Origin of the sequence: Parasphingopyxis lamellibrachiae (assembly GCF_003385775.1) — a bacterium.
Classification (GTDB): Bacteria; Pseudomonadota; Alphaproteobacteria; order Sphingomonadales; family Sphingomonadaceae; genus Parasphingopyxis; species Parasphingopyxis lamellibrachiae.
On sequence record NZ_QRDP01000004.1, the window covers coordinates 982,046 to 994,301 of the forward strand.

At 60.0% G+C, this 12,256-nt stretch carries 11 protein-coding genes and 1 tRNA gene; 5 read left to right on the top strand and 7 right to left on the bottom strand.

The window, feature by feature from the left end; translation table 11 throughout:
- Positions 1-28 precede the first annotated feature (28 nt).
- The 3 genes from DFR46_RS04915 to cpdR form a co-directional block, all read right to left on the bottom strand.
- Positions 29-1,384 carry a GntP family permease gene (locus DFR46_RS04915; protein ID WP_116235434.1) on the bottom strand — a complete coding sequence of 452 codons (1,356 nt, stop codon included), beginning with the start codon at positions 1,382-1,384 and terminating at the stop codon, positions 29-31.
- Positions 1,385-1,793: 409 nt separating this feature from the next.
- Positions 1,794-1,868, bottom strand: a tRNA-Val gene (locus DFR46_RS04925).
- Between the two features lie 52 nt (positions 1,869-1,920).
- Positions 1,921-2,295 (bottom strand): cell cycle two-component system response regulator CpdR, encoded by a 375-nt coding sequence (cpdR, locus tag DFR46_RS04930; protein WP_116235436.1) that lies wholly within the window; start codon positions 2,293-2,295, stop codon positions 1,921-1,923.
- Positions 2,296-2,436: 141 nt separating this feature from the next.
- Between cpdR and DFR46_RS04935 the strand changes: the two genes are divergently transcribed.
- Entirely contained in the window at positions 2,437-3,312 is an 876-nt protein-coding gene (locus DFR46_RS04935) for an N-formylglutamate amidohydrolase (RefSeq protein ID WP_245953688.1), read from the top strand.
- 177 nt (positions 3,313-3,489) lie between these two features.
- On the opposite strand, the gene DFR46_RS04940 is transcribed toward DFR46_RS04935, so the two are convergent.
- Both DFR46_RS04940 and DFR46_RS04945 read right to left on the bottom strand, forming a co-directional pair.
- Positions 3,490-4,290: a SapC family protein gene (locus tag DFR46_RS04940; RefSeq protein ID WP_116235437.1), complete on the bottom strand. Its 801-nt coding sequence runs from the start codon at positions 4,288-4,290 to the stop codon at positions 3,490-3,492.
- A 69-nt stretch (positions 4,291-4,359) separates the two neighbouring features.
- Positions 4,360-5,802: an FAD-binding oxidoreductase gene (locus DFR46_RS04945; protein ID WP_116237160.1), complete on the bottom strand. Its 1,443-nt coding sequence runs from the start codon at positions 5,800-5,802 to the stop codon at positions 4,360-4,362.
- A gap of 91 nt (positions 5,803-5,893) precedes the next feature.
- Between DFR46_RS04945 and DFR46_RS04950 the strand changes: the two genes are divergently transcribed.
- From DFR46_RS04950 to DFR46_RS04965, 4 genes are all read left to right on the top strand, one after another.
- Complete coding sequence (locus tag DFR46_RS04950) at positions 5,894-6,334, top strand: hypothetical protein (protein WP_147297619.1); 441 nt, start codon at positions 5,894-5,896, stop codon at positions 6,332-6,334.
- A gap of 121 nt (positions 6,335-6,455) precedes the next feature.
- Positions 6,456-7,850, top strand: a complete 1,395-nt coding sequence (locus tag DFR46_RS04955; RefSeq protein WP_116235439.1) for a DEAD/DEAH box helicase — start codon at positions 6,456-6,458, stop codon at positions 7,848-7,850.
- A 59-nt stretch (positions 7,851-7,909) separates the two neighbouring features.
- Entirely contained in the window at positions 7,910-8,461 is a 552-nt protein-coding gene (locus DFR46_RS04960; protein WP_116235440.1) for a hypothetical protein, read from the top strand.
- Positions 8,462-8,532: 71 nt separating this feature from the next.
- The gene (locus DFR46_RS04965) at positions 8,533-10,071 is read left to right on the top strand and encodes a flavin-containing monooxygenase (RefSeq protein ID WP_116235441.1); all 1,539 of its coding nucleotides are present in this window, start codon (positions 8,533-8,535) and stop codon (positions 10,069-10,071) included.
- A 9-nt stretch (positions 10,072-10,080) separates the two neighbouring features.
- Here DFR46_RS04965 and tgt read toward each other — a convergent pair whose 3' ends face one another.
- A complete protein-coding gene (gene tgt / locus DFR46_RS04970; protein WP_116235442.1) occupies positions 10,081-11,220 on the bottom strand; it encodes a tRNA guanosine(34) transglycosylase Tgt in 1,140 nt (379 codons plus the stop codon).
- A gap of 9 nt (positions 11,221-11,229) precedes the next feature.
- The gene (gene queA / locus DFR46_RS04975) at positions 11,230-12,255 is read right to left on the bottom strand and encodes a tRNA preQ1(34) S-adenosylmethionine ribosyltransferase-isomerase QueA (RefSeq protein ID WP_116237161.1); all 1,026 of its coding nucleotides are present in this window, start codon (positions 12,253-12,255) and stop codon (positions 11,230-11,232) included.
- Position 12,256: the final 1 nt, after the last annotated feature.

Genomic DNA, 12,256 nt, shown 5'->3' on the forward strand with positions numbered 1-12,256 from the left:
ATATGAGTTTTTGGGCTGGAAACAGGACCTAGAAGATTGCGAACAGGCCTAGCGCAACAGCCAGGCCGATCAGCGGCACGATCACCGTCAATGCGCCGACCGGGCCATAGGCATCGGCATGCGTCTCACCGCAGATCGCGCGGATCGTCGTCACGACATAGCCATTGTGCGGCAGGCTATCGAGCGCGCCCGAGGCAATAGCGACAGTCCGGTGCAATTCTTCTGCGCTAGCCCCTGCATCGATATAATGCGGCGCGATAAGCGGCAGCGCGATACTCTGCCCGCCCGATGCGGAACCGGTCAGGCCGGCAATCACGGTCACCGCTATGGCCGCGCCGATAAGCGGGTCTCCCGGTAAATTCTGTACCAGTATCAGCGCCTCCTGAAAGGCGGGTGACAGCGATGCCACGGCCCCGAAGCCGACGACCGCGCAGGTATTGGTGATCGCAACAACAGCGCCGGTTGCGCCCTTTGAAAAGGCTTCCGGCATCTTCGCCCTGCTCTTCAGGCCGACCAGAAGTGCAATCAGCGTTCCCGAACCCAGCGCTGCGACCAGCGCCCATTTGTCTAGGGATTCCGCCGGCATGATCGCGGACAGCGGCCCCAATTGCTGCGGATACTGGAAAATCATGAACACGCCGAGCACGGCGATAAGCGGGAGCAGGCAGAGAAAGGGATTGGGCAGCACCCTGCCGACATCCACAACATCGTCGGTGTCGCGACCTTCAAAGGTTTCACCCCGCGCCACCGCCCGTTTCACCATATGTTGCAGCCAGACAAAGCCGAGAGCCGCCATCAGGATCGCGACCACCAGGCTCACCTCCCAGGCGGCATAGGCGGTCGTGCCGAGATGCTGCATCGGAATCAGGTTCTGGATTTCGGGAGAGCCCGCACTCGTCATGGTGAAGGTAACCGAGCCGAAGCAGAGGGCGGCGGGAATGAAGCGGCGGGGCAGATTGGCCTCACGGAAAAGGCTGACCGCCAGCGAATAGACGGAGAAGGCGACGATAAAGACGCTGACCCCGCCATAGGTCAGCAGCGCGCAGGCAGCGACAACGGCTAGAACCGCATGTTTAATGCCGATTTTCTCTATGATCCAGTGGGCCACGCTCGCCGCCGCACCCGATGCACCCATCACCTCGCCAAAAATGGCTCCGAGCAGGAACATGAAAAACCAGTTCCCGAAAAAGCCCGTGAAGCCCGCCATATAGCTTGTCGCGAAATCAGGCGCCCCAGCAGCGGCCAGTGGCGGCAGCCATGCGATGCCGCTTGTTGCGGCGACGAGAGCGGCGGCGACCGGCCCGGCGATCAGTATGTTCACGCCGCGCACCGTCATCCAGATCAACAGCGCCAACGCCCCAACCAGGCCTATCGTGCTTATCATCGCGTCCCCTCCCTCGCCCTTCGCGTCTAACCCCGAAGGGATAGCGGTCAATAGGCGTCCGTGCGGCGCTATTCAAAAAAGATATCTGTTGGTCATACGGCTCGCGCTCACCGGTATCGTCCGCTTCATGCACGATCCAGGAGCACCGGTGCGGCAGACCAAGCGGCCGGCAAGGTGGGCGTTGCCCGCCAATCCGGAATCCTGTGACCTGCATCACAAAGCGAATCGCCGAACCCGCCCATAGCTGTTTGCGGCGATAACGACTCTCCAAAGCCGAAATCGCCAAGGCCATCATGGTTCATCCGGTTTTTTGCGACCCGACCGGACGCCATGGTGGCCGTTTTTCCATGCTTTCGGCGAAGGAAAAGGCTTGTTCTCAGCCGAGTGTTGAACATCTTTTAGGGGAAAATGGTGGGCACGGCTGGGATTGAACCAGCGACCCCTGCGATGTCAACACAGTGCTCTACCACTGAGCTACGCGCCCACGCGAACGGGCTATCTAGTGGAGCGGTTGCAACTGCGCAACCGCTGATTTCTCAAAGCCCCGATGCGTCGCCGACTTCGAACATCCGGTCGACCTCAAGTACGAGATCGCGCAGGTGAAACGGCTTTGAAAGCACCTTGGCATTGGGCGGCGTCTTGTTGTTTTTCAGTGCCACGGCCGCAAATCCGGTGATGAACATAACCCGCATATCGGAAGCGATTTTTGCGGCTTCCTGAGCCAGTTCGATTCCGTCCATGCCCGGCATGACGATATCTGTCAGCAACAGATCATAGGTATTTTTCTCAAGCAGAGGCAGGGCCGAAATACCGGAATCCGCCGTATCGACGGCATATCCCGTCCGTTCGAGCGCGCGCTTCAGATATTCGCGCATCGACATATCGTCCTCTGCCAAAAGGATACGGATCATTTTCGTCCCATCACCTGTCTGCGCGCCACCCCTGGCGCATCGTTGAACCGACTATAGTACAGAGCTCTTAAAATTTTCCAGCCTTGACCGAAGTTTTGGAAGCCCTTGCCTTTGATTCACGGGAATAATAGGCCGGAAGCCATGGAATATAGCGGCTCACGGCCCGAACATATTATCCGATTGGGGCCGGCAGTACCGCAGTCTCCGGTCATCCTTTCGATCCCACATGCCGGTCGTCACTATCCGGCAAGCCTGCTCGAGGCCGCCCGGCTCGACGAATTCGCGCTGCGGTCGCTCGAAGACCGCCATGTCGACAGCATCGTTACACCGCTGGCGGACAAGGGCTATACGATCATCATTGCCCAGATCGCCCGTGCCTGGATCGATTTGAACCGCTCGGAACGCGAGATCGATCCGGCGATGGTTACGCCTTCGCCCGGACAGGCCGGATACGAACTGACGGCGAAAGTGCGCGGCGGACTGGGCCTTGTTCCGCGGCGTCTGGCCGGCCACGGCAATATCTATCGCCGCGCAATCAGCCGGACCGATCTTTCCGACCGCATATGCAGCGCGCACCGGCCCTATCACGGACAGATATCGGATATGCTGGATGCCGCACGTCGGCGTTTCGGAATAGCCATACTCCTCGATTGCCATTCCATGCCGCCGCTGCGCGCGCGGGATGGCATGGCGCCGGCCAAGATCGTTGTCGGGGACCGCCACGGGAAAAGCTCGGCGCCGGCCTTTGCCGGTCGCGCTGTCGATATCTGCCGGGATTTTGGATTTCGTACGGCCCTGAATACTCCTTATGCGGGCGGCCACATATTGAGCCGTCATGCCCGGCCCAAGCGGGATGTGCACGGGTTGCAACTTGAAATCTGCCGGTCCCTCTATCTCGACCGGGCGCATGACCAGCCCGGCCCTGCCTTGCATCGCATCACGAGCCTGATCGCCGCAATAGCCGATGGGCTGGCCAGCGAAGCGCTTGCGCCGCCCGACGCGCTGGCTGCGGAATAAAAAACCGCCCCGCGCAGGGGAGCGCGAGGCGGCCAGGTTCAGGGAGGGGACATCATAGGATGCACCCACGCATGGCCACGAAAGGGGGGGCACGTAGCCACGCGCCCCCCAAAGATATTAACGAAGTGTCAGGGTTTCAAGCGGCGATCGAAAATCCCGTCCAAACCGCCACTCTTGCTAGCCTTGGTCCATTCCCTGGGGAACATTGGCATCCGGCTGCGGCGGAACTTTGCCCTGCTGGAGCTGCATCCCGAAAATATCGCGCACCAGCTGCAGCGACATCATATGTGCATAGATAAGCGGCATCATGCCGCTCTGCACGAATTTCCGGGCCTGGTCACCGCGGATTTCCTTCAATTTTTCTTCGTTCACCATCTGGAAGCCGCGATATACGAACGGTTTGTCCGAATTGGGCGTGTCGATCGAAACTTCGCCTTCCATCAGAAGTTCGGCTTTCACCAGCTCTTCGACGAATTGCACGGTGCGATGACCGGAGGTTTCGACCTGTTCGCAGAACTGCAACAGGCTCTTGGTCGTTTCGGACGGCTGACCGTCCGTAAACAGATCTTCGCCCTCGTCATACTCGCCGACAATATCGGTCGTCGGATCGAAACACAGCGACAATTCTTCGGAATCCTCGCGAATTTTCGCCAGCAGGAACGGATAGCGGCGCGCATAGGCGGGCATATAGGTCGGGTTACCGGCCAGTTCGCCCTCTTCGTTCAGGAACACGTTAACGCCCTGGTTGAGCCCCATCAACGCAAGCGGCACCGGATTCTCGCCCGATGAAAAAACGATCGGCATGTGGCGCTGGACCATGACGAACTCATCGATCGTCACGGGGACGGCATGCGTTTCCGCAAGGAAGGGCATCTTCGGCCGGACCTGCAATTTATACTTTGCATGCTCCTGGCTCGAAAGCGGAACAAGGTCGTTATACAACAGCGGAAAATTCTGCTGCGGGGCAGCCTTAGCCATGAAATATCTCCTGCGGCCGGAATAAAGAAAGGCTGCCGTTGAACATGGTAGCCCGGATTGCCCTGCCCTCTATGGATTCTTGGGCGGATTCGCAAGCGGAACGAGCTTTCCGGGGTTCATTATGCCCAGTGGATCGAGCGCCTGCTTAATGGCCCGCATGGTCGCAAGCCGGACCGGGTCGGCCAGCCGCCCGAATTCGGCAAGCTTGAGCTGTCCGATACCGTGTTCGGCCGACAGTGATCCGCCCGCATCCCGCGTCATGTCATGCACGAACCGGCTGACCGCATCTCCGGTTTGCGCAAACCAGGCGCGGTCATCGCTTCCCGCCGGTGCCCGCACGTTGAAATGGACATTGCCGTCGCCCAGATGGCCGAACGCGATGACCCGGGCTCCGGCAAAGCGGGCCTCCACAGCCTCGCGCGCCGTTTCAATGAACTCCGGCATTGCGGAAACCGGCACGGAAACGTCATGCTTCGCGGCCATCCCGTCCGCCCGCTCCGCCTCGGAAATCACCTCCCGTAATTTCCAGAAAGCCGCAGCCTGGCCTTCGCTTTCAGCCAGCACCGCGTCCGCAATCAGCCCGTCGTCCAACGCCTTCGCCAGCACATCTTCACAATATTTCCGCATCTCTTCGGGGTCGTTCGCCGTGCGCAGTTCGACCAGCGCGTGCCACGGATGGCCCCCGGCAAGCGGTGCGCGCGTATCGGGAATATGTTCGAGGACGAGCGCCAGCGCCGTATCGGGAACCAGTTCGAAACTCTCGACCGCATCCCCAAGCACGCCCTCAAGCCTGCGCAGCATGGCAAGCGCTCCACGCGCCGAACCGAGGCCCAGCCAGGCAACGACGCGGTGCGGCGCGGCCGGCACGAGTTCCAGGCTGGCGGCGGTTATCACGCCAAGCGTTCCTTCCGATCCCGCCAGCAACTGCCTGATGTCATAGCCGCGATTATCCTTGCGCAGTGTCGAAAGCCCCTCGAACAGGCTGCCATCGGGAAGTACCGCCTCGATCCCGAGTGTCAGCGCGCGCATCGACCCGAACCGCAGCACCTGCGTACCGCCCGCATTGGTGGCGATGAGCCCGCCAATCGTTGCACTGTCCTTGGAACCAAGCGAGAGCGGGAAGCGGCGGCCATGCTCTTCGGCGGCCTGATGCACCACGCTCAGTACTGCGCCCGCTTCGACCGTGATGCTGTTGTCGTCAGGATCGATCGACCGGATCATATTCATCTTGCGCAGGGAAAGCAGGATGGCGCGATCATCGGGGCGCGGAATGCCGCCCGCTACCATGCCTGTATTGCCGCCCTGCGGAACGATCGCGAGCCCGGTTTCCCCCGCCAGCCTCACTATGGCCTGCACCTGCTCCGCGGTTTCCGGAGACACCAGCGCAATCGCCCGCCCCGTTATGCGGCCTCGCCAGTCCGAGAGCCACGGCGCAAGATCGTCTGCATGCATCGTCACGTTGCGCGGCCCCGCTATCGTTTCAAGCCGTTCGAGAATGGCGCGATCTTCCATGCCGCTCGCAATAGCCGCATTGCGCCGCCTGGCCAATTCATCTCCGGTTAAACGGGAAAGCGCGACACGGCTGACAACGTTAGGATTGCCCGTGTCACTCGTCAGTGCAGCACTATTGTTTTTGGCCAGCGCGACTGGGCCGGTGAGCGCCCCCGTCCAGCTCGCCATGCAAAGCGTTGAACGGCGGATCATCATCCGTATCCCGACCCGCCGGACCCTGAGGCCCCGCCGCCGGGCGCCGACCGGCATCGTCTGGCGCGAGCGGCCCGCCGATGACTGCCAGGCCGTGTCCACAATCGCGCGCGCACGCTTCACCCGGCCCGGAGTTGTCGACCTGCTGACGCACGACAACCGCCTGATTCGCGCACGGCTCGATTCCGAATGCGTAACGCTTGGCTATTATTCGGCCTTTTACCTTGTTCCCGGCGACGATGGACGCATATGCGCAACCCGCGACTCCATCGTTTCCCGGGCGGGGAGCGAATGCACGATCTCCGACTTTCACATCCTCGAGCCGCGCTCGGGCAACTAACCGGTCAATCCGGTGTTATGGACGGCCTTTCACTTGACTTTTCAGGCTCCAGCGCCCAATCGCCAGCCGCGAAAGCGCGATGCATCAAAACCGCGCACACTCAACGTTTTTCGGATATTTTATGAATTTTGCCGACCTCGGCCTTTCTGATGAATTACTGCGCGCTGTAGGCGATGCCGGTTATACCGAACCGACACCGATCCAGGCGGAGACGATTCCTCCCATCCTGATGATGAAGGACATTGTCGGCATTGCGCAGACGGGCACCGGGAAAACGGCAAGCTTCGTGCTGCCGATGATCGATATATTGAGCCATGGCCGCAGTCGCGCGCTGATGCCGCGCTCGCTGATCCTCGAACCGACGCGCGAACTCGCCGCGCAGGTTGCCGAGAATTTCGAGAAATACGGCAAATATCAGAAGCTCGAAATGGCGCTGCTTATCGGCGGCGTGAGCATGGGCGACCAGATGAAGGCACTCGAAAAGGGCGTCGATGTGCTGATCGCCACCCCGGGCCGGTTGATGGATTTGTTCGATCGCGGGAAAATTCTGCTTTCCGGGTGCGATATTCTTGTCATCGACGAGGCCGACCGGATGCTCGACATGGGTTTCATTCCCGATATCGAGAGCATCTGCCAGAAACTCCCCGCGAACCGCCAGACCCTGCTCTTCTCGGCGACGATGCCCCCGCCGATCAAGAAGCTGTCGGACAAATTCCTGAGCAACCCGAAACAGATCGAAGTGGCCCGTCCGGCAACAGCCGCGACCAACATCGCGCAGCGCCTGGTCGAAACGAGCTCCCGCACCAAAAAGACAACGCTCAAAAAGCTTCTGCGTAGCGAAGATATCAGCACCGCAATCATCTTCTCGAACCGCAAGACGACGGTTCGCGACCTCCAGAAATCCCTCCAGCAGGACGGTTTCAAGGCGGGCCAGATTCATGGCGATATGAGCCAGCCCGAACGGATGAAAGAGCTCGACCTCTTCAAGGCGGGCGAGATCAACATCCTCGTCGCTTCCGATGTTGCCGCCCGCGGGCTCGACATCAAGGGCGTCAGCCATGTCTTCAACTATGATGCGCCATGGCATCCCGACGATTATGTTCACCGCATCGGCCGCACGGGCCGCGCAGGCGCCACCGGCACCGCGATCACGCTGGTCACGCCGGCCGACGAAGAAGCTATCGAGAATATCGAAAAACTGACCGGACAGACCATTGGCCGCGGAGCCAAGAGCAGCGGCAAGCAAACGCCAAAGACCGATACGCCCAAGGCTGATACGCCAAAAGCGCCTGAAAAGACGCCAGCCGAGGAACCGAAGAGAAAATCGAAACGGCGCCCCAAAGCGGATTCTGGGGACACATCCCCTGCCCCTGCAGAACCGAAAATAACGAAACCAAAAAAATCGGCTCAGAAAGCCCAGAGCGCGGAACAGAAAACTGCGCCTGAGCCGGATTTCGATGACGATGACTGGAATGGCCCGCTGCCCGGTTTTCTCAACGTGAAATTGGGCGGCTGATTTGCAGGGCGCGATCGCGCCCTTATGATTGAACGGGTCGACCGAGCGCGGAGGATATCATGCATATCACTACGACGACCCGAAAATCGCAGACGAATTCGAAAACGCGGGACGATCTGTTGTCTTACATAGGCAGCGACAGTCATACGATATCGGTTTCCAGCGACATCGTTTCCGAGACGGAAACCCTGGCCAACAGTTATGTTGCCCTCTCCGACGATCAGGCCCTGCATGCACTGGATGAGGAAACCCAAGGCTGGAACGATTCGCAACGGCGGCATTTCAACAATTCGCTCATTGGCTTCGCCGGCAAGAATCTTGGCCTCGTCAAGAAATATTTTCCGGAAGCGATCGGCCCTGTCGACGGCGTCGAACTTGTCTTCTCATCGCACGCGGCGATCGATGCTTTCACCGATCCCGAGCGGAAATCCTATGTGAAGCCCATGATCAAATCGAGCCGCGCACTGGTCGAACTGGTCGATGTCGTAAAACTGGCCGTTCCCGCGCTACAGAATAATCCTTATGTGGAGGTCGCTGGCGTAATCGTGAAGGTCGGCGATAGCGTGTACAGCCTTTACGACGATATGCAGAAAATACAGCAACTGGGCTGAGAGTCCCGTCAGCTTGCCGTTAACGTCAATCCGTTCTATATTGAAACTGATTGGCGCGAGAGGAAGCGAATATGGCCCGAGACGATGCACCCCAGCATTTCGATATTCTAGTTGTTGGAGCCGGGATTTCCGGCATCGGCGCTGGCGTTTACCTGCAGCAGAATTGCCCGGGGAAAAGCTATGCGATCCTGGAAAATCGGGAGAGCTTCGGGGGCACATGGGACCTGTTCCGCTATCCCGGGATCCGCTCGGACTCCGACATGTTCACGCTTGGCTATGCCTTCAAACCCTGGACCGAACAGAAAGCCATCGCCGACGGGCCCTCGATCCTCAACTATCTGGACGAGACCGCCACCGAATATGGCATCCATGACAAGATCCGCTATCGCCACAATGTGAAAGCGGCGAGCTGGTCATCCGAAACCGCTTGCTGGACGGTGGATGTCGAAGCGGGCGAGAATGCCGAGCCGCGGCAATATACCTGTAATTTCCTCTATATGTGCAGCGGCTATTACAATTATGAATCCGGCTACACGCCGGACTGGAAAGGGTTTGGGGATTTCGAAGGCCAGATCGTGCACCCCCAGCACTGGCCCCAGGATCTCGACTATGCGGGCAAAGAGGTATTGGTCATAGGGTCCGGCGCGACGGCCGTGACACTGGTCCCGGCCATGCTCGACAGCGAGAATCCCGCCGGCCATGTCACCATGCTCCAGCGCTCCCCCACCTATATGGTCTCGCGCCCGGCCAGCGACAGATTTGCCAACTTCCTGCGCAGAATTCTCCCTTCGAAATGGGCCTATTCGCTTATCCGCAAGAAACATGTGACGCTCCAGCAGCTGATCTTCCGCCGCGCCCGAACCAAACCGGACAAGGTGAAAGAGGTATTGCTCAAACATGTGCGCGAGGAATTGGGCGAGAATTACGATGTCGCAACCCATTTCACGCCCAGCTACAACCCCTGGGAGCAGCGGCTTTGCCTGGTGCCGGACAGTGATTTCTTCAGCGCGGTGAAGGCCGGAAAAGCGTCGGTCGTTACCGACCATATCGATCGCTTCACCAAGACGGGGATCAAACTGCAGTCCGGCGAGGAACTAGCCGCCGACATTATCGTCACGGCAACCGGCCTCGATCTGCAAATGGCAGGCGGCATAGATGTTACGGTGGATGGGAAAGCGATCAATTTCCACGACACGATCACCTATAAGGCGATGATGTTCTCGGACGTGCCCAACTTTGCCATCTCCTTCGGCTATACCAATGCTTCCTGGACGCTGCGCGCGGACCTGACGAACGAATATGTGTGCCGGATGATCAATTATATGGACGACAATGGCGTCGAAATCGCAACGCCGCGCCTGCCGGACGATGATGTCATCGAACGGAGGCCCTGGGTCGATTTCTCATCCGGTTATTTCAAGCGGGCCGAGAGCAAATTGCCTTCTCAGGGCCATAAGGGCGTGTGGCAGAATCTGCAGAACTATCCCAAGGATATTCGCGCGCTCAAACATGGCGCGATCGACGATGGCGCGATCGAGTTCCGGAAAAGATCGGCGGCGGCATCGACTGCATCCGAACCCGAAGAAACCGCTGCAATCGCGGCCGAATAGCGCGATACCCTATCCTTCCGTGCGCGGCTTTCGGTAGCGCGTGGAAAAATCGGCAGCGAAGGCGGCGAATGTGCCCGTCGCGATAGCATCCCGCATACCGGCCATCAGCGACTGGTAGAAAAACAGGTTATGCTCGGTCATGAGCATCGCGCCGAGTATCTCGCCCGAACGGATCAGGTGGTGCAGATAGGCACGTGACCATTGCCCGCAAACCGGGCAACCGCATTCGGGATCGAGCGGCCCGGTATCTTCGCCAAACCGCGCATTCTTGATGTTGATGGGTCCGTCTGCGGTAAAGGCCTGCCCGGTGCGGCCGGATCGTGTCGGCAGTACGCAATCGAACATATCAATCCCGCGCGCGACGGCGCCGACCAGATCGTCGGGCTTGCCGACCCCCATCAGATAGTGCGGCGCTTCATCTGGCAGCATCGGCACGGCGAAATCGAGCACGCGGAACATCTCCTCCTGCCCCTCGCCAACCGCCAGTCCGCCGACTGCATAGCCATCGAAACCGATCTCGCGCAGAGCATCGGAGGATCTCTGGCGAAGCGTTTCATCCATCGAACCCTGCTGGATTCCGAACAGGGCTGCGCGCGACGCATGCTCGCCGCCCGCATCGAACCCCTCTCGGGATCGTTTGGCCCAGCGCATTGAGCGGTCCATCGATGCCGCGGCCTGGTCGCGGGTCGCCGGGAAAGGCGTACACTCGTCAAAGGCCATCACGATATCGGAGCCGAGCAGCCGCTGGATTTCCATCGAGCGCTCGGGCGTCAGCATATGTTTCGAGCCATCCAGATGGCTTTTGAAAGACACCCCCTCCTCGCTCATCTTTGCAAGCTCGGACAAGCTCATCACCTGAAACCCTCCGCTGTCGGTAAGGATAGGCCGATCCCAGCCCATAAAGTCATGCAGCCCGCCCAGCTTGGCGACACGCTCGGCACCCGGCCGCAGCATCAGATGATAAGTGTTCCCGAGGATGATATCCGCGCCCGTCGCACGCACATCGGCCGGCTTCATCGCCTTGACGGTCGCCGCCGTACCCACCGGCATGAAAGCAGGCGTACGGATTTCCCCGCGCTGCATGGCAATTGTGCCGGTGCGCGCAGCGCCATCGGTCGCGGCGATGGAAAAGGAAAAACGGTCACTCATCCGCGCGCCTTAGGGCAGCAACAGGCTCGCGTCACCATAGCTGTAGAAACGGTATTTCTCGGCAATGGCGTGCTTATAGGCTGACTGCATCCGTTCGCGGCCCATCAGCGCGCTGACGAGCATGAACAGGGTCGAACGCGGCAGGTGGAAGTTCGTCATCAGCCCGTCGATCGCGCGGAAGCGATAGCCGGGCGTGATGAAGATCGCCGTGTCATCCTCGAATGGATGGATAAGGCCCTCCTCGTCGGCTGCGCTTTCCAGAAGGCGCAAACTCGTCGTGCCGACCCCTATAATCCGGCCGCCGGCGGCCCGCGCTGCGTTCAGGCGCTTCGCCGTGCCCGTATCGATACGGCCCCATTCGGCATGCATGACATGGTCGTCGCTATCATCCGCCTTCATCGGCAGAAAAGTCCCGGCCCCGACATGCAGGGTCAGCGTGACATGGTCGACACCGGCGGCGGTCAGGCGTGTCAGCAGCTCTGGCGTAAAATGCAGCGCGGCAGTCGGCGCGGCCACCGCCCCCTTTTCCCGCGCGAACATGGTCTGGTAATCCGCAGCGTCGCGATCGTCGGTCGGGCGCTTGCCGGCGATATAGGGCGGCAGTGGCATCGTGCCCGCGCGCTCCAGCAATATCTCGACAGGCTCGCTTCCTTCGAATGTCAGGAGAAAGCTGCCATCGGCCCCGCGATCGGAGGCTATCGCCGCAACCTCTCCGCCAAAATCGATCCGGTCTCCTTCGCGAATCCGTTTGGCGTTGCGAATAAAGGCTCGCCATTGGCGCAGCCCCTCCCGCTTGTGGAGAGTTGCACCGATCTTCGCCTCTCCGCGCCGTCCCTCAAGCTGCGCAGGGATGACCCGCGTATCGTTGAACACAAGTATATCGCCCGCGCGCAGACAGTCGGGCAGATCACTGACCAACCGGTCCACCATCGCATCCCCGTCCAGAACCAGCATGCGCGCGCTGTCGCGCGGGCTAGCCGGGCGAAGCGCTATACGGTCTTCGGGAAGCGCGAAATCGAAAAGATCGACGCGCACG